The organism is Lentimicrobiaceae bacterium (assembly GCA_020636745.1).
GTDB lineage: Bacteria > Bacteroidota > Bacteroidia > Bacteroidales > Lentimicrobiaceae > Lentimicrobium.
On the sequence record JACJXH010000001.1, the window covers coordinates 48,548 to 71,458 of the forward strand.

Annotated in this window: 17 protein-coding genes and 1 tRNA gene; 12 read left to right on the forward strand and 6 right to left on the reverse strand. The window is 40.4% G+C overall.

Translation table 11 applies throughout. The annotated features are described in order from the left end of the window. Positions 1-185: 185 nt before the first annotated feature. Positions 186-1,400: a T9SS type A sorting domain-containing protein gene (locus tag H6541_00200; GenBank protein MCB9014194.1), complete on the reverse strand. Its 1,215-nt coding sequence runs from the start codon at positions 1,398-1,400 to the stop codon at positions 186-188. A gap of 515 nt (positions 1,401-1,915) precedes the next feature. Here H6541_00200 and H6541_00205 point away from each other — a divergent pair. Then, on the forward strand, positions 1,916-2,497 hold the full coding sequence (locus H6541_00205) for a sigma-70 family RNA polymerase sigma factor (GenBank protein ID MCB9014195.1): 582 nt from the start codon (positions 1,916-1,918) through the stop codon (positions 2,495-2,497). A 19-nt stretch (positions 2,498-2,516) separates the two neighbouring features. Then, positions 2,517-3,251, forward strand: a complete 735-nt coding sequence (locus H6541_00210) for a hypothetical protein (protein MCB9014196.1) — start codon at positions 2,517-2,519, stop codon at positions 3,249-3,251. 137 nt (positions 3,252-3,388) lie between these two features. On the opposite strand, the gene H6541_00215 is transcribed toward H6541_00210, so the two are convergent. Beyond that, a tRNA-Pro gene (locus H6541_00215) sits at positions 3,389-3,462 on the reverse strand. A 256-nt stretch (positions 3,463-3,718) separates the two neighbouring features. Here H6541_00215 and trxB point away from each other — a divergent pair. Next, positions 3,719-4,660: a thioredoxin-disulfide reductase gene (gene trxB / locus H6541_00220; protein ID MCB9014197.1), complete on the forward strand. Its 942-nt coding sequence runs from the start codon at positions 3,719-3,721 to the stop codon at positions 4,658-4,660. Between the two features lie 250 nt (positions 4,661-4,910). Here trxB and H6541_00225 read toward each other — a convergent pair whose 3' ends face one another. After that, positions 4,911-6,740 (reverse strand): DEAD/DEAH box helicase, encoded by a 1,830-nt coding sequence (locus tag H6541_00225; GenBank protein ID MCB9014198.1) that lies wholly within the window; start codon positions 6,738-6,740, stop codon positions 4,911-4,913. A gap of 140 nt (positions 6,741-6,880) precedes the next feature. Here H6541_00225 and purL point away from each other — a divergent pair, with 140 nt between their 5' ends. The 5 genes from purL to H6541_00250 all read left to right on the forward strand — a co-directional run bounded on the left by purL (position 6,881) and on the right by H6541_00250 (position 17,045). Further along, positions 6,881-10,567 carry a phosphoribosylformylglycinamidine synthase gene (purL, locus tag H6541_00230; protein ID MCB9014199.1) on the forward strand — a complete coding sequence of 1,229 codons (3,687 nt, stop codon included), beginning with the start codon at positions 6,881-6,883 and terminating at the stop codon, positions 10,565-10,567. A gap of 113 nt (positions 10,568-10,680) precedes the next feature. Further along, on the forward strand, positions 10,681-11,439 hold the full coding sequence (locus H6541_00235; protein ID MCB9014200.1) for an SDR family oxidoreductase: 759 nt from the start codon (positions 10,681-10,683) through the stop codon (positions 11,437-11,439). A 146-nt stretch (positions 11,440-11,585) separates the two neighbouring features. Then, entirely contained in the window at positions 11,586-13,352 is a 1,767-nt protein-coding gene (locus H6541_00240; protein ID MCB9014201.1) for a long-chain fatty acid--CoA ligase, read from the forward strand. 18 nt (positions 13,353-13,370) lie between these two features. After that, the gene (locus H6541_00245) at positions 13,371-15,155 is read left to right on the forward strand and encodes a long-chain fatty acid--CoA ligase (GenBank protein MCB9014202.1); all 1,785 of its coding nucleotides are present in this window, start codon (positions 13,371-13,373) and stop codon (positions 15,153-15,155) included. A gap of 33 nt (positions 15,156-15,188) precedes the next feature. Beyond that, complete coding sequence (locus tag H6541_00250; protein ID MCB9014203.1) at positions 15,189-17,045, forward strand: long-chain fatty acid--CoA ligase; 1,857 nt, start codon at positions 15,189-15,191, stop codon at positions 17,043-17,045. A 15-nt stretch (positions 17,046-17,060) separates the two neighbouring features. Here H6541_00250 and holA read toward each other — a convergent pair whose 3' ends face one another. After that, on the reverse strand, positions 17,061-18,065 hold the full coding sequence (holA, locus tag H6541_00255; protein MCB9014204.1) for a DNA polymerase III subunit delta: 1,005 nt from the start codon (positions 18,063-18,065) through the stop codon (positions 17,061-17,063). A gap of 16 nt (positions 18,066-18,081) precedes the next feature. Continuing rightward, the gene (locus H6541_00260; GenBank protein MCB9014205.1) at positions 18,082-18,852 is read right to left on the reverse strand and encodes an AMP nucleosidase; all 771 of its coding nucleotides are present in this window, start codon (positions 18,850-18,852) and stop codon (positions 18,082-18,084) included. 106 nt (positions 18,853-18,958) lie between these two features. Between H6541_00260 and H6541_00265 the strand changes: the two genes are divergently transcribed. Then, on the forward strand, positions 18,959-19,411 hold the full coding sequence (locus H6541_00265) for a type I restriction enzyme HsdR N-terminal domain-containing protein (protein MCB9014206.1): 453 nt from the start codon (positions 18,959-18,961) through the stop codon (positions 19,409-19,411). A gap of 78 nt (positions 19,412-19,489) precedes the next feature. Here H6541_00265 and H6541_00270 read toward each other — a convergent pair whose 3' ends face one another. Next, entirely contained in the window at positions 19,490-20,458 is a 969-nt protein-coding gene (locus tag H6541_00270; protein MCB9014207.1) for a tetratricopeptide repeat protein, read from the reverse strand. Between the two features lie 324 nt (positions 20,459-20,782). Here H6541_00270 and H6541_00275 point away from each other — a divergent pair, with 324 nt between their 5' ends. The 3 genes from H6541_00275 to H6541_00285 are packed head-to-tail and all read left to right on the forward strand — an operon-like array spanning position 20,783 to position 22,829. Beyond that, complete coding sequence (locus H6541_00275; protein MCB9014208.1) at positions 20,783-21,382, forward strand: hypothetical protein; 600 nt, start codon at positions 20,783-20,785, stop codon at positions 21,380-21,382. Positions 21,383-21,393: 11 nt separating this feature from the next. After that, positions 21,394-22,284, forward strand: a complete 891-nt coding sequence (locus H6541_00280; protein MCB9014209.1) for a DUF3822 family protein — start codon at positions 21,394-21,396, stop codon at positions 22,282-22,284. After that, positions 22,275-22,829 (forward strand): RsmD family RNA methyltransferase, encoded by a 555-nt coding sequence (locus H6541_00285; protein MCB9014210.1) that lies wholly within the window; start codon positions 22,275-22,277, stop codon positions 22,827-22,829. The genes H6541_00280 and H6541_00285 overlap by 10 nt, the downstream gene beginning before the upstream one ends. Positions 22,830-22,911 lie beyond the last annotated feature (82 nt).

Below are 22,911 nucleotides of genomic sequence, written 5' to 3' on the forward strand. Positions count from 1 at the left end.
GAATATAATTAGGGATTGCAGGCGATATCTGGAATGCCGGAACATAAATAAACTGTAACAGAAGTGATGTATTGTAGTCGTCAGCTACAAAAGTAAGCATAAACAGACGAGATTGTCCTCTGTTGGTCCATAAAAAAAACAGGAGGCTCGTCAGCCTCCTGTTTACCACAAAACCAGCATGATTATTAACGGGTAATTATCATACGTTTAGTTTCATTTATAGTTTTGTTGCCACTGGCTTTGAGAGTGTAATAATAAACACCAGCTTCAAGGCCGTCGCTGTTAAAATTAATATTGTATGTTCCAGCGGATTTGTCAGCGTCGGTTATCACTTTAACCAGTTGTCCCTGTTGGTTAAACAGGCTGATATTAACCTTAGAGTCAGAAGGAATAGTATAGGTAATATTGGTATAACCATTAAACGGGTTGGGGTAGTTGCTGGCAAGGTAGCTGCCTTGCATAGTAATTAACGGTAAGGTGTAACGGGTATCAATCTGTTCGCCTTTAAAGTCGCAGATGTGACTTTCAGGGTTAATAACAAAGCGGATGTCGCTGCCATCATATGAACTGTTTGTGCTGGCATTGATTACCAGTACAGGTGAATTTGGATCAAGAGATTTCATGGCGCCTGAATGGTCAATCCAGTTCAGTCTGATTTGTCCGTTTTCAACAGAAGTGTTTAATTCTCCTACCTGACTGTGAATGTTGTTGATGGTTACCATGCTGGCAGGGTAATCAATCACCATGCCCATTGCTGAAACTTCAGTAACATCTTTGGCAAAAATTTCAATATTAAATGTGCTTTCAACAGGCTGTTCAGTATAGATAGCCTGAATTGCTGCCAGGTTACGTGTAGCAGGCACGAATGTACCGTTAACATCACCAGAGCTCGAGCCTCCCATTGTAGGAACATTGGTTTTTGCACCAGTGTGTTCAAAAACGACATCCTGAAAAATCCATGGGCCGGCAGGGAAGGGGTATCCCTGAATAAACCAGCCGATGACAACAGTTGAGAAGTCGTCCCAGGTAATTGCGCCGTCACCATCAACATCAGCAGCAAGCGCCTGTAGAGGGTTGAAACTGTACATGTTGCATAAGTGCATCAGCATGAGCAAAGCATCGCCCATTGTAACACCACCGGCTTCAATGCTCGTTGATGCGGTAATTTTGTATGTTCCGTAAGGGACATTGGTAAAAGAATAAGAACCATTCATGAGTGTGGTTGTTGTATCAACAACAACACCTGAAGCATCAATCAGGTTAAGATGAACTGCCGGAATAGGTTTGTTGGCTTTGTTGTGATAAAGAACCTTACCATTAATGTCAGACTGGGCAAACGAATTTGCTGAAATCAGCGTTATAGCCATCAGCGAAATCAAATAAATTGTAAGTTTTTTCATTTTACACGGGGTTTTTGAAGGTAAAATCAATTTTGTTTTGTGGTTATTTGTGGTTAAATTTTTCCCTGAATTGATTACTTTTACAATAAATTTGGATTAATGCAGAAACAAATCTGGCTGTTTGCAACATATATAATCTGATAATTCATATATGTTTATACAGTCAAATGTAAGAATTTTGTTATTACTCGTTCAAAAATGACCGGATTTAAAGTTAATTTCTGAAAAAAATAACAGAAATTGCACTGTAATAAATCATTTTTTATTGAGAACACTTTTTCAACCATTAATCCGAAATAAGGCAAAAGGTAATATCAAAGTAAAGTAAAAATTGTTAATTATTTTTCAACAAATATGTAAGCTGTTGATAATTAGTGCTTAATGGCTAAATATTTTTTAAAGATATTTTGAATTTTGTTGAAAAATAAAATTGAGAAGTCAATTAAAAAAAATATTTTTGAAAACAGGTTAAAACAGTATTACCTTTTTGTTAAAACCGGATAAAGACACAGAACATGATCCACTATTCTGATGAAGCAATCATAGAGGGCCTGCGCCTAAGGAGTGATTACATCATCAAGTATATTTATCAGGAACTTTTCCCAACCATAAAATACCTGGTTGTGAAGAATAGTGGTAATGAAGAGGATGCTGAGGATATTTTTCAGGACAGCCTGATTGTAATTTTTAAAAAGATACGAGACAATCAGCTGGAATTAAGTAGTTCTTTTCGTACTTATTTATATTCTGTAAGCCGCAATTTGTGGTTGCAGAAGCTGAACAAGCGAAAACAGTTTGCCCGCGAGTTCAGTGATATTGAGTCATTTGTTGATTTGCCTGATAAGGTAATGGAAGACATATATGATGATGAAGTGGAAAAGTACAGATTATATCAGCAGCATTTCCTAACTTTGAATGACGATTGTCAGAAAGTATTACTGCTGTTTATGAAAAAGCTGAGTTTGAGAGAAATAGCAGTTGAAATGGGGTATAAAACCGAAAAATACGCGAAAACGCGAAAATACCTCTGTAAAGAGGAATTAAAAAAGAGAATTATCAATGATCCGAAGTGCCATAAATTCCTGTCCGATGACTAAAAAACTCAAGTATTCCCAAATGATCGAAAGATTCATTGCAGGGGAAATGAATGAGGATGAACTCCGGTGGTTTGGCAAAGAATTGCAAACCAATGCCGAATTATCAGGAGAGCTGAAGCTTGACAAGGATTTGGACAATATTCTTCTTGATGAAGATGTTGTTGAGTTCCGCCGCAAGTTAATCAGCGTCTTTAATGAATCCAAGCAGAATGAGGCTGCTCCTAAAGTTGTCAGAATGCAGCCACGCAGGTGGCAATTGGTTGCAGCAGCAGCCATTGCAATACTGATGATTGCCGGGGGAGCTATTCTGTTGACTCAGCAGCGCTCCTACACGGCAGAGAAATTGTTCAGTATGTACTACGATTCTGAACGTACGATTGAACTAACCCGTTCGGGCAATGCGAACATTGTGGAGGCTATTCTTAAATTTCAACAAAAGGATTACCAGGGAGCTTCCCTGCTTTTTGCTGAAATTCTCGATAAGGACAGCTCCAATATCGCAGTATGGTTCTACAATGGTATCTCTTACATCGAAACGAGCCGTATCGAAGATGCTGTGAAAGCATTCAGATATATCATTGATGATAAGAACAATCTTTATGTAGAGCATGCCGAATGGTATCTCGGGCTGTGCTACCTTAAAAACGAGCAGATTGATTTTGCCGTTGAACAATTCCGTAAAATAGCGGACGACCAGAAAAACTACCACAACAAGGAAGCTAACAAAATACTCGAAAAGCTGGGCCGCAAGTAAACACACCCGCGCAAAGATCATTGATATTAATTAAACCGGATGAAAGTCCGGTTTTTTTTATGATGAGCCTCATAGTGAACCCCCTATATGCAAAAAAGCACCTGCCTTTTATTTGCAAGTGCTTTTTTGAAATTTTGTCGGAGTGGTCCGACTCGAACGGACGACCACTTGCACCCCATGCAAGTACGCTAGCCAACTGCGCCACACCCCGGGCCTGTTATGTATTACATCAACACTTATTAGATTAATAGGCGTTGTTGTTTTACGCGGCAAAAGTACAAATATTTTGCTCATTAAGTAATGAAAATTTAAAAAAATGTAGTTGCTTTGTAACTGACAAATTGACCTGTTGTTAATTGCTTGACAATCAGTAATGTTGAATTTTGGCATACTTTTCGTCAGCGTAAAGGTCATTGAGTTTTTATATATTTTTTAATCGATTTTTACCCAAAGAACAAAACAATACCATGAGCGAAGAATTTGAAAAAATTGAATGTTTGATTATTGGTTCTGGCCCTGCAGGATATACTGCTGCCATATATGCCGCACGTGCTGATCTTAAACCGGTTGTTTATCAAGGCCTCCAGCCAGGCGGTCAGCTTACTTCCACTACTGAGGTTGATAATTTTCCGGGTTATCCTGATGGAGTGCAGGGGCCTGAGATGATGATTGATCTGCAAAAACAGGCAGAGCGCTTTGGTACTGATATGAGGTGGGGCATAATTTCTGAGGTTGATTTCTCAGAAAGGCCGTTTAAAGTTACAGCCGATGATGGCAAAAAAATGCTGGCTGAAACAGTTATTATAGCAACCGGGGCAACAGCTAAATGGATGGGCCTTGAGTCTGAAGCCAAATATAATGGCCATGGCGTTTCGGCCTGTGCTACTTGCGACGGATTTTTCTTCCGTGGCCAGGATATGGCAGTAGTTGGAGGTGGAGATACAGCCTGCGAGGAAGCTTCTTACCTTGCTAAATTAGGCCGTAAAGTATATATGATTGTTCGCCGCGACGAATTACGTGCCAGCAAGGCAATGCAAACCAGGGTAATGAATACGCCTAATATTGAGATTCTTTGGAATAGTAAAACCAAAGAAATTACCGGAGATGGAAAAACTGTTACCGGAGCTTTGATAGAAAATGTGAAAACAGGAGAAATCAGGCAGATTGAGGTGCAAGGCTTTTTTGTTGCCATTGGCCATTCTCCCAACACATCGCTTTTTAAAGGTCAGATTACCCTGGATGATAATGGGTATATCAAAACTGTTCCGGGATCAACCCGTACAAATATTCCGGGTGTATTTGCAGCCGGCGATGTTCAGGACCATGTTTTCAGACAGGCTATTACTGCTGCCGGAACTGGCTGTATGGCGGCTATTGAGGCTGAAAGATTTCTTGCTGAAGCTGAGTAAAGGCCCGATTTGTCAAATTTTGCAATCGTAACTTTCCAATAGAAACTTGCCTGTCTGACAATGGTCAGACAGGCAAGTTTCTATTGGAATAAAGGCTCAACTATTCTTTGTTCTGTTTTAACCCTTGTGGTTTCAATTGACAAATAAGCGGGTGTTCACTGCGATAACACAAGATGTCGTAATAATCGCAGCGAACGCTTTGAATCCGGACAGGGGCCGTTTAACCCCGGAATTCTGATTGCTTAACAGGTTATTTTTTACGGGGTTTATAAGATCCTGGTTTTTTGTCTTTGCGGCTATCAGCACCCCATTCGGGTCTTTTCTTTTTGTGAAAAATGGGCTGATTGTCATTGTCTTCTCTGTACCGGTTTCTTTTTTGAGGTGCCTGTTGAGATTCAGGTCTTTCGGATGCCTGCTCAATACGAACACCATCAGGATTGGCCTGCTCGCTCGAAAAAGCTTTCAATACCTTATTAACAGACTTGGTGTCTATTTCAACGAAACTGTAGTTGTCTAGAATATCAATCCGACCAATTTTAATTTCTCTTGAACGGGTAACTTCATTGATGAGCCCGATTATCTGAGGAGGCAGAACCTTGTCTTTACGGCCTACACTAATAAACATCCGGCTAAATTGTGATGTTCCATGTTCACCACGGAATTCACGTGGTTCGCGTGGTTCTCTTTTTTCGCGGGGTCCACGGCCTTCACGGCTGTCTCTTGAATCTCTGGGTTCACGTTCTCTGCGTGCTTCTTCAATTACATTGAGGTCTTTCGCATCGCGGTAATACTCCAGAAAGCGGTTAAACTCAAGAGATACAAATCGCTTGATAATCTGTTCGCGATCCATCCACTCCAACTTACGGTAAATGACCGGCAAAAAGGTTTCAATTTCATCGTCAAGTGTAACATTTTCCATTCTGTCGACATGATGAAAAAGTTGCTTTTCGCAAACCTGGGCACCTGTTGGAATCTTTGCCTGCGCAAATTCGCGGTTTATTTTTTTCTCAATCTGCCTGATTTTAAACTTTTCCTTCATGTTAATGATAGAAACGCAAATTCCCAGTTTGTCGGCGCGGCCGGTACGTCCACTGCGGTGGATGTATACTTCGGTATCATCAGGAAGATTGTAATTTATAACATGCGTAAGGTCGTTTACATCCAATCCTCTGGCGGCGACATCGGTAGCCACAAGCATTTGCAGGTTTCCGCTCCGGAAACGGCCCATTACATGGTCGCGCTGAGCCTGCGATAAATCGCCATGTAATGAATCGGCATTATATCCGTCACGAATAAGTGAATCAGCAATTTCCTGGGTTTCAATACGTGTACGGCAGAAAACAATGGCGTAAATGCGAGGATTAAAGTCTGCAATTCTCTTCAGTGCAGCGTAACGATCGCGTGCATGAACAAGATAATACATGTGTTTAACATTTGCAGTACCGGTATTGCGTTTCCCAACCGTTTTTACAACAGGGTTATTCATGTATTTGGCCAGAATTCGCTCAACTTCTTCCGGCATGGTGGCTGAGAAAAGCAACGTGTATTTTTCTTCCGGAGTGCACTCAAGTATGGTGTCAACATCTTCCTGGAAACCCATGTCGAGCATTTCGTCTGCTTCGTCAAGCACAACCCAGCGCACATGGCTGAGGTCGACTCTTTTGCGTCGAATCATATCATTCAACCTTCCGGGAGTGGCCACAATTACCTGTGGGCCTTCATTCAGTTGTTTGATTTGCAGTTCAATACTGGCTCCGCCATATACTGCCGTAACTCTGATTTTAGGAATAAACTCGGCAAAGCTTCTGAGGTCGCGCGAAATCTGCAGACAGAGTTCTCGTGTAGGACACAGAATAAGAGCCTGAGCATTTTTAACATCAGGATTAATGTGATGTAAAACAGGTAAGCCAAAGGCCGCAGTTTTTCCTGTGCCTGTTTGAGCAAGGCCTACAAGATCGGTTGGTTTAGCTATAAGGGCGGGAATTACTTCTGCCTGTACAGGCATGGGTTCCTTAAAACCCAGGGCTTCTACCGCCTGCAAAAGCTGCGCGTTTAAGCCAAGTTCTTGAAAATTAAGCATAATAGTGTTTACAAATAAGCGTGCAAAGGTACGCTTATTATGACCACGTTTGTCATAATGAAGTAAATAAAGTATTTTTAATATCAATTCATCGCTTTAGATGAATTTGTATCTTTGTGTCCTCAACAAAAATTCAGACAATGATCCGTTTTTTCAAAGGCAAATGCTTTTACGCTGTTAATAGTCAACATGAGCTTTCGGGCAATGATATTCAGAAACTTAGCTGGTTGTTCGGTGGCGCCGAATGTCTTGAAGCCCGGTCTGTATCGGGCTTTTTTATTGGCCCCCGCCGCGAAATGATAACCCCCTGGAGTACCAATGCTGTTGAAATTACACAGAATATGGGCATCAGCGGAATTGAAAGAATTGAGGAATATACAGAGGTTCCTGATTCAAATGCGGCATTCGATCCGATGCTTCAGGTGATGAATATTGGGTTGGATCAGCAACTGTTTACGATTGTTCATAACCCTGAACCTGTGAAACAAATTGATGACATTGCAGCATACAATCTTCAGGAAGGTTTGGCATTATCGGATGATGAGGTGGTGTACCTGAACGAACTTAGTGCAAAATTGGGCCGGTTGCTCACCGATAGTGAGGTGTTTGGATTTTCACAGGTGAATTCTGAGCACTGCAGGCATAAAATTTTTAATGGAACTTTTATCATAGATGGAAAGGAACAGGACGAAACGCTGTTCTCTATGATTCGTAAAACATCAAACCTTCATCATAACCGGATAGTCTCTGCTTATAAGGATAATGTGGCTTTTATTGAAGGGCCGCAGATTATGCAGTTTGCTCCGGCTACACAGGATAAGCCTGATTTTTTTGCTGTAAAACCAGTTGATTCAGTTATTTCTATTAAAGCTGAAACACATAACTTTCCAACTACAGTTGAGCCCTTTAATGGAGCAGCTACGGGTAGCGGGGGCGAAATTCGTGACCGGATGGCCGGTGGAAAAGGTTCTATGCCGATTGCAGGTACTGCTGTATACATGACTTCTTATCCGCGTACGTGTGAAACGCACAGGTGGGAATCAGCTGTTCAGCCTCGCAAGTGGCTTTATCATAATCCTGAAGAGCTCCTGATTAAAGCCTCTAACGGAGCCAGCGATTTTGGTAATAAATTTGGCCAGCCATTAATTTGTGGGAGCCTGCTCACTTTTGAGCATCAAACCAATGATCGCATTTATGGTTATGATAAAGTAATCATGATGGCTGGAGGTATCGGTTATGGTCGAAAATCTGACAGTTTGAAAGAAGATCCCAAGCCGGGCGAAAAAGTAGTGGTGCTGGGTGGCGATAATTATCGTATTGGAATGGGTGGTGGAGCCGTGTCGTCGGTTGCTACCGGGCAGTTTGCCAATCACATTGAGTTGAATGCTGTTCAGCGCTCAAATCCCGAAATGCAGAAACGTGTTTATAATGCCATCAGGGCAATGGCTGAAATGGAGAACAATCCCGTTGTTTCTATTCATGATCATGGCGCAGGCGGCCATTTAAATTCCCTTTCAGAGCTCGTTGAAGTTACAGGTGGTCGTATTGATATCGACAAGCTGCCTGTTGGAGATCCAACACTTTCCGATCGCGAAATCATTGGCAATGAGTCGCAGGAACGCATGGGGCTAATTATAAAGGCTGATGATGTAGAAATGTTGCAGCGTGTAGCTGCACGCGAACGGGCTCCCATGTTTGTTGCCGGTGAGACTACCAATGACCAAAGGTTAACATTTATCAATAATAAAACAGGCCAGAAGCCTATTGATTTGCAATTGCTTGATATGTTTGGAAAGCCTCCGCGTACCATCATGGAGGATTCAACTGTTAAGGAAACATTTGCACCTTTAAATTATAAAATACAGCAACTGCGCACTTATGTTGAAAAAGTACTGCAGATTGAAAGTGTGGCTTGTAAAGATTGGCTTACCAATAAGGTTGACCGTTCGGTAACCGGACGCGTGGCCATGCAACAAACAGCCGGGCCGGTTCAGCTGCCATTAAATGATTTGGGTGTGGTGGCGCTTGATTATTCGGGTAGCAGGGGAATAGCTACTTCTATAGGTCATGCTCCGGCAGCAGGATTAATTGATGCAAAAGCCGGCTCAGTTCTTTCTATTGCCGAGGCTTTGACCAATATTGTATGGGCACCGCTCGAAGGTGGCCTGAAAGGCGTTTCCCTCAGTGCCAACTGGATGTGGCCATGCCGCAATCCTGGTGAAGATGCAAGGCTTTTTGAGGCTGTTAAGGCTGCAAGTGATTTTGCTATTGCCTTGGGGATTAATATTCCAACAGGAAAGGATTCCCTGTCAATGACGCAAAAATATCCTGATGGCGAAAAAGTGTTTTCGCCTGGTACGGTCATTATTTCAGCAGCAGCAGAGGTAATTGATATTAAAAAAGTAATCAGTCCGGTTATTCAGCCTGAGTTTACCTCAACACTTTTATACATCGATTTCTCAGCCGATAAATTCAAAACCGGAGGAAGTAGTCTGGCTCAAATTTTAAACGGATTGGGGGATGAGGCGCCAGTTGTCAACAACCCGGATTATTTTGTTCGTGCATTTGAAGCTGTACAGACTTTAATCAACAAGGGCGTTGTTTTGGCAGGCCACGATATTTCATCAGGCGGTTTGGTTACTACTTTGCTTGAAATGCTGTTTGCACAGCCTGGCATTGGTCTTGAGGCCGATTTAAATGGGTTTGGCGAAAGCGATATTGTTAAACTTCTGTTTAGTGAAAATCCGGGAGTAGTAATTCAGGTAAATGATTTGGATTATACTACTGTATTATTGCATGAGTCAGGTTTGAAATATCAGATATTAGGTAAGCCATCGTTCCGTCGCTTCCTTACGCTCAGATATCATGATGGAAACACTGAGCTTGATATTGACCACATGAGGAAGCTGTGGTTCAGATCTTCGTATCTGCTTGACAGGAAACAATCAGGTGACGATCTTGCCAAAGCCCGTTATCATAATTTTGCTTTACAGCCTCTGTCTTATAAATTTGGAGATGATTTTACCGGTGAAGCAAAGCAATTTGCAATAAACCTTAAACGTACACAACCTACCGGCATCAAAGCTGCCATCATCAGGGAAAAAGGGGTGAATGGAGATCGTGAAATGGCCTGGTCGTTATATATGGCGGGGTTTGATGTGAAAGATGTTCACATGACCGATTTGATTACCGGTCGTGAAACCCTTGAAGACATCAATATGATTGTGTTTGTAGGTGGTTTCAGTAATTCTGATGTTCTTGGTTCTGCCAAGGGGTGGGCAGGTGCATTTCTTTATAATACGCCAGCAAAAATGGCCCTCGATAACTTCTTTGCCAGACCTGATACATTGAGCCTTGGGGTATGTAATGGCTGTCAATTAATGGTTGAATTAGGGCTAATTTATCCGGGTCACGATGCTCAGCCTAAAATGCTGCATAATGAATCAGGTAAGTTTGAATCTGCTTTTCTCAATGTTGATATTCTTGAGAATAATTCGGTAATGCTTCGGAATATGGCAGGAAAGAGGCTGGGAATCTGGGTAGCACATGGAGAAGGAAAATTTAGCCTGCCAATGGCTGAAGAGCATTACCTTATACCGATGAAATACAGCTACGAAGCATATCCTGGCAATCCGAACGGCTCGGATTATAACGCGGCCGCCATTGTTTCACAAAATGGGCGACATCTTGCCATGATGCCTCATCTTGAGCGTTCCATCTATCCCTGGAACTGGGCTTATTATCCCGGGGCCAGAGCTGCTGATGAAGTTTCACCATGGGTTGAAGCATTTGTAAATGCACGTAAATGGATTAACAAAATGGCGTAATTTCGTCATTAAAATTTTATATCCTTCAATTTGCTTGTTTGCATTTATTGCATACTTTTACCAAACGAGGCAATCTCGTTAAAAAACTGATATACTTAAGCTGCATTACTTCGATGGAAAAAGTTGTATTTATTACTGGAGCTTCCAGTGGAATTGGTCATTCTTGTGCATTAAAATTTGCCGAAAATGGTTATAATCTTATTATTTCCGGGCGCCGGACAGAACGATTAGCCCAATTGGCAGGTGAGTTGGTGCAAAAATTCGGGATTAAAGTGCACACACTCACCATTGATGTTACCAATTCAGCTGAAGTGAAAAGTGCAATTGACGGGCTTCCCTCTGATTTTAAGAAAATAGATGTGCTGATTAATAACGCAGGTCTTGCATTGGGCCTTGATTCTTTAAACGAAGGTAATCCGGCACATTGGAATACCATGATAGATACCAATATTAAGGGGGTGTTGAATGTGTCTCATGCAATTATGCCCGGAATGATAGAACGCAAAAGCGGGCATATTATCAATATTGGTTCAATTGCCGGCAGAGAAGCTTATGGTAAGGGAAATGTTTATTGTGCTACTAAAGCGGCCGTTGATAGTCTTACCAAGGGAATGCGGATTGATTTGCTTCCGTTTGGTATCAAAGTCACTCAAATTGCACCGGGAGCTGTTGAAACCGAATTTTCACTGGTAAGGTTTGAAGGCGATGATAAAAGAGCCAGTTCGGTTTATGATGGGTTTGAACCATTGCGTCCTCAGGATGTTGCAGATGTTGTTTATTACACTGCTTCACTCCCTTCGCATGTGAACATTAATGATTTGTTGCTTATGCCTACGGCACAGGCCTCTGCATCTGTTATTTACCGTAAATAATAACATGAAAATACCTGACAACTTCAAAGGTATTATACAAGATTTTGTATTAAATAATGTACAATTCCCGGTTAACCTGAGGTTGACTGGGAAGGGTTATCATTTCTTTTAAAAGAGCTTCAAAAATTATTTAATCCCCCTGAAATATGGAAATTACACGGATTTTTGACCTGCTGCCACATTATGCAAGTAGTTTTAAGCCTAAAGAGGATGCACTTGCTTTTAAAGAGAATGGTGTCTGGAAAAAATACAGCATCGGACATTATATCCAGATGGTGGATAATATTAGCAGCGGATTGTTGGCATTAGGAATTCAGAAAGGTGATAAAATTGCAACTATTACCAATAACAGACCTGAGTGGAATTTTATTGACATGGCCATTATGCAGGTTGGGGCAATCCATGTTCCTGTATATCCTACCATCAGTCAGGCCGATTATCAGTATATTTTCAACCATGCCGATATCAGATTGATTTTTACAGCAGGTGAAGAGCTTGGAAAGAAAATGAAGGATTTGCTTCATGACTGCCCATGTGTTAAAGAGATATTTACTTTTAAATACAGCGACGGGTTCCGCAATATTTATGATTTATCCGAACTTGGTCAGTCGCATCCTGAGCCGGAAAAAATTGAGGAGATCAAAAAGAGCATTGGGCCTGATGATTTGGCTACCATTATCTATACATCAGGTACAACAGGAAACCCTAAAGGGGTAATGCTTTCGCATAACAATATTATATCCAATTTCAAGGCTGTTTCATATATTCCTACTTTTGGTGAAGAAGGCAAAGCGCTCAGCTTTCTGCCTTTATGCCATATATATGAAAGAATGTTAAATTACTTGTATCAGTATCTGGGCATTTCTATTTATTACGCTGAAAGTATTGCCACAATTACCGATAATATCAAGGAAATAAAGCCTGATATGATGTGTTGCGTTCCGCGTTTACTTGAGAAGATTTATGATAAAATTCAGGCGACCGGGAGAAAGCAAAAAGGAATCAAAAAAACAATTTTCTTCTGGGCGGTTAATCTGGCTCTTCATTATAATGTGCGTGGACATAACTCGCCACTTTATAAAGTGCAGCATCGCATAGCTGATAAGTTGATTTACAGTAAATGGCGCGAGGCTCTTGGGGGTAATTTTAAAATTATTGTTTCAGGAGGAGCTTCAATTCAACCCAGATTGGTAAGGACTTTCAGAGCTGCTGGGCTTCCGGTGTATGAAGGATACGGTCTGACTGAAACATCACCTGTTGTGGCCGTAACAAGCACCGATGAAAATGGAATTAAAATAGGGACAGTGGGCCCTCCTTTGCGCGGCGTTGAAGTCAAAATAGGCGAGGATGGCGAAATTCTTACCAGAGGTCCCGGCGTGATGCTTGGTTATTACAAAGACCCTGAGCTCACAGCCGGAGTTATTGATGCAGATGGATGGTTTCATACCGGTGATATTGGTCTGTTTGAAAAAGAGGGCCAGCTCCGGATAACGGGAAGAAAGAAAGAAATATTTAAAACCTCATTGGGGAAATACATTGCCCCTGAGCTGCTTGAAAATAAAATTAAAGAGTCGCCATTTATTGATAATATTATGGTCGTTGGTGAAAACCAAAAGTTTGCGGCCGCTCTTATTGTTCCTGATTTCAATCATTTAAGATCATGGTGTAAGATTAAAGAAATCGAATACACTACTGATGCCGAAATGGTTACACTCCCGAGAATCAAACAACGGATTACAAAAGTTGTTGATCATTACAACAAGCATTTTGGCGCAACCGAACAGATTAAAAAAATTGAGCTTATGCCTGTCGAATGGTCTACTGCTTCAGGTGAGTTAACACCCACGCTGAAACTCAGACGTTCTTTTGTTTGCAACAGATACAAACCATTGATTGAAAAGATGTTTAATTAAACTAATCAGAATCTGCGCATGGAGAATGTAACACGTCTGTTTGACCTTTTGCCTCGTTATCAGGAAAATTTTAAGCCTAAGGATGATGCTATAGCTGGTAAGGAAAATGGCAAATGGGTGAGGTATTCTATTGATAAGTACCGAACGGCCGCAGATTCTATTAGTTATGCCTTACTTGCTTCGGGGGTAAAGGCCGGTGATAGAGTTGCTACGATTATGCCCAGCCGGCCTGAATGGAATTTTTTGGATATGGGCATTATGCAAGCCGGAGCTGTTCATGTTCCTGTTTATCCAACTATCAGTGAATCTGATTATAAGCATATATTGAACCATGCCGGTGTGAAATTTATTTTTATTTCCGGAAAAGATATTTACAGGAAGATTGAGCACATTGTCCCTGATATTGAAGGACTGATAGAGGTCTTTGCTGTGAAAGAAACAGAAGGAGTGAGAACTTTGTCAGCATTTATGGAATATGGCTCACAAAATGCAAATCCTCAGTTACTTGACAGTATTAAATCAACTGTAAAATCAGACGATTTGGCTACACTTATCTACACATCTGGTACAACCGGAAATCCTAAAGGGGTGATGCTTAGCCACGCAAATATCATCAGTAATTTTAAAGGGGTTTCTCACATTCCTCCCATTGGCGAAGAAGGCCGGGCTCTGAGCTATTTGCCACTTTGTCATGTGTATGAAAGAATGCTTAATTATATGTATCAATATCTTGGCATTTCGGTTTACTATGCCGAGAATATGGCCACTATCGGCGATAATCTTAAAGAAATTCAACCCGACATTCTGACAACAGTTCCGCGATTGCTTGAGAAAATTTATGATAAAATTATCGGCACCGGTCGTAAATTGAAGGGAATCAAAAAAGTCATTTTTTTCTGGTCAGTGAGTGTTGGCCTCAGGTTTGAGCTAAATGGAAAAAATGGATGGTATTACGAAACAAAACTTAAAATTGCCCGTAAACTGGTTTTTAACAAATGGAAAGTGGCCGTTGGTGGCAATATGAAGGTGATAGTTTCGGGCGGAGCAGCTCTGCAACCCCGGTTAGCCCGGATTTTTTGGGCGGCGGGAATTCCCGTGCTTGAAGGATATGGACTTACCGAAACTTCTCCTGTTATTGCTGTGAATGATTTTGATGAGAACGGGCTTTTATTTGGCACCGTTGGCAGAGTGTTAAAGTGTGTGGATGCCAGAATTGCTGAAGATGATGAAATTCTTTGCAAAGGCCCCGGCCTTATGCTGGGTTATTACAAAGAGCCTGAGCTTACAGCAGAAGCTATTGACGCTGACGGCTGGTTTCATACAGGTGATATTGGCGTAATTGGTGAACTTGGTCACTTGAAAATTACCGGACGAAAAAAGGAAATATTTAAAACATCGCTCGGAAAATATATTAGTCCTGAGTTAATTGAAAATAAATTCAAAGAATCCTCTTTCATTGATACCCTCATGGTTGTTGGTGAAAATCAGAAATTTGCAGCAGCCCTGATTGTCCCTGATTTTGTTTATCTGAGAAACTGGTGCGCCATTAAAGAAATAGAATATACCACCGATGCTGAAATGATTCTTTTGCCCAGGATAAAGAAGCGTTTTCAGAAAGAGCTGGATAAGTACAATAAATTCTTTGGTGCTACCGAGCAGGTTAAACGATTTGTGCTTATTGATCATGAATGGACAATTGAATCAGGCGAACTTACAGCATCTTTAAAGCTTCGCCGTAAGTTCATTTGTCAGAAATATGATGCAGTGACCAGGCTCATATTCAATATAGATTCTGACGATTAGTATTTCTTATCTGAATGCCAACTGGTTCATAAAATGAAGAAGGTTGAGCTGATATGCGATATTCTGGATGTAATCCGTGAAAAATTTCCGGATAAAGAAGATGTATTTGCATATAAAATTGGCAATTCGTGGGTGCGCGTTTCATCTGCCAGCTATCTGGCTAATTCTGAATTGCTTGGCCTTGGGCTTCAGGCCGCCGGATTAAAAGCCGGTGATAAAGTGGCTACCATTTTAGGTAATAGACCGGAATGGAATTATTTTGATATGGGAATTATGCTGTCGGGGTGCATTCATGTTCCGCTTTATCCGACTCTCAGTACCGAAAATTTCCGATATATTTTTCAGGATGCAGAAATTAAGCTCCTCATTGTAGGTTGTCAGGCTGCATATAATCGCGTAAAGCCTGCCCTTGATAAGCTAAACTTTCATGTACTGGTTTATTCGGTTGATGAAATTATGGAGGTTAATAGTTGGCAGGTGCTCTTAAAAACGGGTAAAAGCTATAGCAGCGATACGGATTTAGCCCATTTTCCAGCCAATATCACGCCTGAAAGTCTGGCAACTATCATTTACACTTCCGGAACTACGGGACAACCCAAGGGCGTTATGTTATCACATAAAAATATTGTGAGCAATTTTATCGCAGTTAGCAATATTCTGGAGCATATTTTGGTAAACAGAGCACTTAGTTTTTTGCCTTTGAGCCATATTTATGAACGAATGCTCAATTATATGTACCAATATTTGGGGATTTCAGTTTATTACGCTGAAAATTTCGACAGGATTCGTGATAACCTGTGTGAAGTCAGGCCTGAAATGTTTTGTGCCGTACCGCGCATTATTGAAAAGTCATATGCAGCCATACTCCGCAAGGGCCGGAATCTCAGCGGACTCAGAAAGATTGTTTTTTTCTGGGCACTAAAACTTGGGCATAATTATGAATTTGAAAAGGCTGAAAAGCTTGTTTTTGGTCTAAAACTGAAAATTGCAGATTTTTTGGTGTATCGGAAATGGCGGAGTGCTTTTGGTCAAAATATCCGATTTATCGTCTCTGGTGGAGCTCCTCTTAATCCTAAACTTGCCAGGGTTTTTTGGGCAGCGGGCATGAAGGTTATTGAGGGTTATGGCCTTACTGAAACTTCGCCGGTTATTGCTACCGGAAACTTTGAACCAAATGGTGTAAAGTTTGGCACTGTCGGCCGGATATTGCCTGGCATTGAAGTTAAACTTTCCGATGAGGGCGAAATCTTGTGCAAGGGACCCAATGTTATGTTGGGTTATTTAAACCAGGTGGAACTTACCCAAGCGGTGTTTGACGCCGATGGATGGTTTCATACCGGTGATGTGGGCATGCTGGTAGATGGTGATTACCTGAAAATTACTGACCGAAAAAAGGAAATTTTTAAAACTTCGGGAGGTAAATATGTGGCTCCTCAGGTAGTTGAAAATAGACTTAAGGAATCGCCATTTATTGAAAATGCACTTGTTGTTGGCGAAAATAAAAATTTTGTTTCAGCTTTGATAGTTCCCAATTTTGAGTATTTGAAGTCATGGTGCGGCGCAAAGGCTATACCTTACATTTCTGATGAAAAGATGGTTGTTCAGGAGGTTGTAATAAGCCGGCTTCATAAAGAAATAGATGCAGCAAATCTTGAATTGGATAAGCCTTCTCAGGTTAAGAAATTTGCCCTCATGCATAAAGGCTGGACAGTTGAATCCGGAGAACTGTCATATACAATGAAAGTGAGAAGAACGTATTTGCACAAGCTGTGGGCTGATTTGATAGCTGGATTTTATGGCGAGATACCCGTTGGGCCTTATAAAAAATCAGACAAATCAAATAAAAAGAGGAAAAACTCCCGGAAAAATAAAAAGCTGAAAAGGGGGTGAATGGTGATTGCCTTCTTAGTGTAAAATTTTATAGATTAATTCTTTCATTAACTCACCATCATCTGCTGAGGCATTATCCATCCCTTTTGATTTCATATCATATTCACGCAAAAGGCTGATGATTTCTGTGAGTTTCTGAAACGAATAATTTCTTGCGGCCTGATGGTAATCATTTACAAAAGAATAATACACACCCAGTTCAGCAATCACTGTTTTGTCTGACTTGTCGGGCAATGCATGATACAGAATCAGCTTTGAAAAATAGCTGTTCAGCATGATTACATTTTTAATAAGTGGGTTGTCTTTAGGATTTGAGGCAAAATGATTGACAATGCGGTTGGCCTTAAGTATGTCACGGGTTCCAAGCGCTGACTGAAGCTCAAAAATATTGAAATCCTTACTGATTCCAATATTCTGCTCGATTAGTTCTTCGCCAATCTTGCTGCCTTGAGGCAGATTAATAAATAATTTGCCTGTTTCGTTAGATATTTTGCTTAAATCATTTCCCAGGAAATCAGCAAGTAATTGAGCTGCTTTGCGACTGATGGTATATCCTTTTGATTCAACAAGAGAGGTTATCCAATCGGGCAGTTTGTCAGTATAAATACGGGCCGATTCAAAATAGACTCCTTTGGCTTCAATTTTTTTTGCCAGTACTTTTCTTTTGTCGTACTTTTTATATTTATAACAAAGAACTAAAATGGTTGAACTGAGGGGTTTTTCAGCATAAGTTACCAGATCGTCTATTGTTTTTACATCCTGGGCTTCTTTTACGATAACAACCTGATGGCTGGCCATCATGGGATACCGTTTGGCATATTCCATGATGGTTTGGGCATCAACATCCCGGCCGTAAAGAATTGTTTGGTTAAACTCTTTTTCGTCGGCCGAAAGAATTTGGTTTTCAAAAACATGGCACAGCAGATCGATAAAATATGGCTCCTCTCCACATAACATATAAATGGGGTGGTACGTTTTTCGTTTAAGGTCAGCAAGTATTTGATTGTAAGAAACAGCCATTTATGAAATTGTTTATTTAAAAGCGCAAATGTTTTACCGTTAAGCCTTTGTTTATAAGTTGTTTGAGTGACTGAATGCCAATGCTTAGATGAGTTTCAACAAATTCTTCTGTAACGTGTTTGTCACTTTCTTCAGTTTTAACGCCTGAAGAAATCATAGGCTGGTCAGAAACCAGTAATAATGCACCAGTAGGTATTTCATTGTGGAATCCAACACTGAAAATAGTAGCTGTTTCCATGTCAATGGCGATTGAACGGATTGCTCTCAGGTAGTCCTTAAAAGTTTCGTCATGTTCCCATACCCGTCGATTGGTCGTATATACAGTTCCGGTCCAGTAATCGCGGCTGAAATCCCTGATTGAAGTTGAGATTGCTTTTTGAAGGCTAAAAGCAGGTAAGGCGGGGACTTCCTGAGGGAAATAATCGTCAGACGTACCTTCTCCTCTGATTGCTGCGATAGGCAAAATTAAATCGCCAAGTTCAGCTTTGCGTTTAAGTCCTCCGCATTTGCCTAAAAATAAAACTGCTTGTGGTTTGATGCATCCGAGTAAATCCATGATGGTGGCAGCATTTGCACTCCCCATCCCAAAATTAATCATCGTTATTTCTCCTGCTGTTGCACTGGGCATGGCTCTGTTGTGGCCTTTAATTTCCACTTTGTTCCATTTGGCAAATAGCTCCAGATAATGACTGAAATTGGTGAGCAAAATGTATTCGCCAAATTCGTTAAGTTGAGTACCTGTATACCGTGGCAGCCAGTTCTCAGTAATTTCCTGTTTTGATTTCATATGTCAAATGATTTGTAGAAAAACAGTTAGCAGCTGTTTTTCTTTTCAGTGCAAATGTAGCGTTTTTCACAAAAATGATTAGTTTTATTGCGGCAAACATATCCACATGCATCCGCTGAATTTTCCCGATTATAATTTCCGTACTCGCTTAAAAGATGGTCAATTACAAATTTTTGATCCTGTCAGGCGTCGGTTTGCAGCACTAACACCGGAAGAGTGGGTGAGGCAAAATGTGATTCAATATTTGAATGTAGAAAAACTCGTTCCGTTGCACATGATGGCCTCTGAGAGAGGAATTAAAGTTAATCGTTTGCAAAAACGCTTCGATTTGGTAGTGTATGCTCCTACAGGTTTGCCTGTTATGATTGTTGAATGCAAAGCTCCCGGTGTTCAGCTAAACGAGGAAGTTTTTTATCAGATTGCAAGGTACAATATGACTTTAAAAGTCAATCATCTGCTTGTGTCCAATGGTCTTAAGCATATTTATTGCAAGATAGATTATTCAGCCGAAAGCTTAATTTTTGAAGAGCTGATTCCTCCATACAGTGCAATGATTTAGTTTGAATATAGAACCTGAAAAATAAAACAGGCTGCCATTTTTGGCAGCCTGTTTTATTTTATCCATCAAAAAGAGTGGTTAATTGCATTTAAGGACAGTTTTGATCTGATAATTTGCTGATTCAGCTAAAGGACCAACAGCCGCCTTTTTAAATGAAGCACAAGCAGCGCCTGTGTCATTTTTACCTGACTGAGCCATACCCATTTCAAAATAGAAGCGGGCTTGTTTTTCCGGTGTATTTTCATCCAGGCTCATGCCTTTTTCAGCGCTTGTAATTGCATCGTCCCATTTTGACAATTTGTTGTTGGCAAGGGCATATAAATAATATGCTTCAGGATTGTCAGCAACATATTTAACAGACTCATCCAGTAAACTGATTACTTCGCTGAAATTGCCTTTTTTGAAGGCAGAGTTTGCATTGATAATGTAATCATCCGAAACGGTTTTACTGGCTGAAGCAACCGTTTTATCGTCATTTGAAGCGGTGCCTGTTTCAATGGCTTTATCCATGGCTGCTTTCATCTCATCAAACTTGTTCTGTTTCTTAAAAACGATTCCTTTAAGAAGGTATGCCTTCGAGAAGGATGAGTCATAAGCCAATGCTTTGTCAAAACTTTCGAGTGCTTCAGCAAGTTTATTATCTTTCATTTCGCCATTACCTTTACTTAAATAGAGCTTGGGAAGAAGCTCCTCGGCTTTGGCTTTGGTCGATTCGTCTTTGTATTTTACTGAATAATCACGGGCAAGAATAAAACCGGCAATCGACTCGTCAAGTTTTTTTTCTTTATACAAACTGGTGCTATAATTATATTGAAGCAACGGAATTTGCTGAGAAGCCAGCTGGAGAATATCTGCAGCTTCATCACCTGCTTTTTCGGCAATGTCTGCGGCCTCAATCAGCGCTTCGACTGCTTTGGGCAAATCTGTTGAAGCCAGTTCAACCCCTCTGTTATAGGCGTTAGTGGCATCATCTTTTGTCTGAGCAATTGTAAAGTTTGAGTGTAACAGCAATAAACCAGAAACCAGTAAAGCTGAGATTTTCTTCATTTTGTTCATTGTTTTGCAATAGTTTAGTTATTAATGAAAGCGCAAATATAACGAATTAGAAATAAAAAATCGTGCCAAAAAAACATAAAATCACAGGCATCTGCTTGCAAATGTGCTGTAAATGAATAGTTATGGTGCTTTTTGAATATAATATTAAGATGAGTTGCCTGTTTGTCTGCTGCAATGTTCCCATTTACTCATGCCTGATGCCTGCTTCATTATTGAACTCTAAAATCTGCTAAATTCTTAATGCTTCTTCAGTTAAATTTCTATTGTCTAATTAAATTTTATTTTACATTTGCAATGCCAAAAAAAAATCAATTTATGAAAAGTACCATTCTCAAAGTTGTTTTAGCAGTAGTCGTCATTGTACTTGGTTATCTGCTGTATGCATCTATAATGAAGCCTATCCGTTTCCAGGAAGAACTTACCCGTAGAAACAATCAGATTGTTGTAAAACTTAAAGACATCAGAACTGCAGAAACTTTTTTCAAACAGTTCAATGGCCATTACACCAGTAGCTTTGACTCTTTATTTGCTTTTCTGCAAACCGGTAAAATTCCGGTAGTTAAGTTAGTTGCCGACCCCAATGATACGACTTTCAGTCGTTCAATTAGTGATACTATTGGTTACATTGGTATCGCCGATTCACTTTTTGGAAAACGCAGCAATTTTAATCTTCAGGATCTGGCAGTTATTCCTTTCTCAGAAGGCCGCAAGTTTGAGGTTAAAACTGATAAAATTGATAAGGGAGGAGTGATTGTAAGTGTTATGGAAGTACTTGTTCCTTACGAGTATTACCTCTATGATCTTGATCAGCAGGATGTTGTTAATCTTGCAGAACGTCAGAAAACGATTAACCGTTATCCTGGTATAAAAATGGGCTCTCTTACTGAAGCTTCTACCGACGGAAACTGGGAATAAAAAATTTAGTTATGGTGGGCGATCATATAACTGTGGTCAGTAGTTTTGACCGATTGTTTGATCAGTCCCTGACCAGTGAATATCATTTGTCCATCCGGCTTGAACCGGATGGACTTTCTTTTTCTGTTTATGTCCCAAAAGCTGGGAAGTTTGTCGGGCTGGAATCTTTCAGATTTACAGATAATGCTCCAACATCAATTGAAGCTCTTGCTACCAAACGGTATTGCGACCAACTCGATTTGCTTCTTTTTAAGCATCCCTGGCTTACTGCCGGATTTAAGAGTTGCTGTGTAATTGTTCAAAGCAATAAATATACTATGGTGCCTGCTGCTTTATACCAACCGGAATTAAAGCGCGATTACCTTGGGTTTGTTCATTCTGTTTCGGATAGCAATGCCGTTTTTGAACAAAAAGTGGTTTCTATTGATAGCTGGCTGGTATATGCTGTTGATGAACAAATTAATAATGTGATTGCCAGGCATTTCCCCACTGCCAAAAAACTGCAGCATACAGGGTCCATTATCGATTCCATTCTGCCATCATTCAGGCATGCTGATTTGTCAGATACCGTTTTTGTGAATGTGAAAACAGGTTCGTTTGATATCATTGTTCTTAAAGATGGTAAACTGCGCTATTGCAATAGCTTTTTATGGAAGGTGGCTGACGACCTGGTGTATTTTCTGATTTTTGTCATGGACCAGCTTGCATTGAATCCCGAAAAAATTCCCATATATCTTATGGGCAATATTCAATTTGAAGACAACCTGTATCAGCTCATGTTCAGGTATATTCGTTCTCTCAATTTTGTGAAAATGCTTGATGGAATCCGGGGCAATTTTGCTGTGTCGGAGGAAATGGCTTATAAATATTATGATCTTTTAAATCCGGGTTTATGCGTATAATCAGTGGAACTCATAAAAGCAGAGTTATTCATACTCCCAAAAACTTGCCCGTAAGACCTACTACAGATATCGCCAAGGAAGCCTTATTCAATATCCTGGTCAATAATTTTGATTTGGAAAGTATTCAGGTGCTCGATCTTTTTGCGGGTACAGGCAATATTACATATGAATTTGCCTCGCGCGGTGCATTAGGAGTTACCAGTATCGACCTCGAATTTAAATGCGTGAATTTTATCAGGAAAACTGCTGCTGAATTTGGGTTTGAATCAGTCTTGTCTTTTAGAAGTGATGCATTCAGGTTTTTAAGGAATTGTGATACAAAGTATGATATCATTTTTTGCGATCCACCGTATGAACTGGAAGGGATTGATGAAATTCCAAGGGTAGTATTTGAAAGGAATTTGTTAAAAGAGGATGGCTGGCTTGTATTGGAACATTCGCGCGATTATAATTTCGGCGAATTTAAAGGTTTTAATCAGCAAAGAAAATACGGCAAAGTTAACTTCAGCATATTTTCAAATAAGGTTGACGAAACTGCCGAATAAATAATTCGGAGGGACTATTAACCCACATTAAATCCAGCGGGAGTCAATAGCTTTTTGTAAATATTAAAGTTTGCTTCACAGT

Bases quoted from the DNA above. Each gene is read 5' to 3' on its own strand.
- H6541_00200 (MCB9014194.1), bottom strand. From the start codon at position 1,400: ATGAAAAAACTTACAATTTATTTGATTTCGCTGATGGCTATAACGCTG.
- H6541_00205 (MCB9014195.1), top strand. From the start codon at position 1,916: ATGATCCACTATTCTGATGAAGCAATCATAGAGGGCCTGCGCCTAAGG.
- H6541_00210 (MCB9014196.1), top strand. From the start codon at position 2,517: ATGATCGAAAGATTCATTGCAGGGGAAATGAATGAGGATGAACTCCGG.
- trxB (MCB9014197.1), top strand. From the start codon at position 3,719: ATGAGCGAAGAATTTGAAAAAATTGAATGTTTGATTATTGGTTCTGGC.
- H6541_00225 (MCB9014198.1), bottom strand. From the start codon at position 6,740: ATGCTTAATTTTCAAGAACTTGGCTTAAACGCGCAGCTTTTGCAGGCG.
- purL (MCB9014199.1), top strand. From the start codon at position 6,881: ATGATCCGTTTTTTCAAAGGCAAATGCTTTTACGCTGTTAATAGTCAA.
- H6541_00235 (MCB9014200.1), top strand. From the start codon at position 10,681: ATGGAAAAAGTTGTATTTATTACTGGAGCTTCCAGTGGAATTGGTCAT.
- H6541_00240 (MCB9014201.1), top strand. From the start codon at position 11,586: ATGGAAATTACACGGATTTTTGACCTGCTGCCACATTATGCAAGTAGT.
- H6541_00245 (MCB9014202.1), top strand. From the start codon at position 13,371: ATGGAGAATGTAACACGTCTGTTTGACCTTTTGCCTCGTTATCAGGAA.
- H6541_00250 (MCB9014203.1), top strand. From the start codon at position 15,189: ATGAAGAAGGTTGAGCTGATATGCGATATTCTGGATGTAATCCGTGAA.
- holA (MCB9014204.1), bottom strand. From the start codon at position 18,065: ATGGCTGTTTCTTACAATCAAATACTTGCTGACCTTAAACGAAAAACG.
- H6541_00260 (MCB9014205.1), bottom strand. From the start codon at position 18,852: ATGAAATCAAAACAGGAAATTACTGAGAACTGGCTGCCACGGTATACA.
- H6541_00265 (MCB9014206.1), top strand. From the start codon at position 18,959: ATGCATCCGCTGAATTTTCCCGATTATAATTTCCGTACTCGCTTAAAA.
- H6541_00270 (MCB9014207.1), bottom strand. From the start codon at position 20,458: ATGAAGAAAATCTCAGCTTTACTGGTTTCTGGTTTATTGCTGTTACAC.
- H6541_00275 (MCB9014208.1), top strand. From the start codon at position 20,783: ATGAAAAGTACCATTCTCAAAGTTGTTTTAGCAGTAGTCGTCATTGTA.
- H6541_00280 (MCB9014209.1), top strand. From the start codon at position 21,394: ATGGTGGGCGATCATATAACTGTGGTCAGTAGTTTTGACCGATTGTTT.
- H6541_00285 (MCB9014210.1), top strand. From the start codon at position 22,275: ATGCGTATAATCAGTGGAACTCATAAAAGCAGAGTTATTCATACTCCC.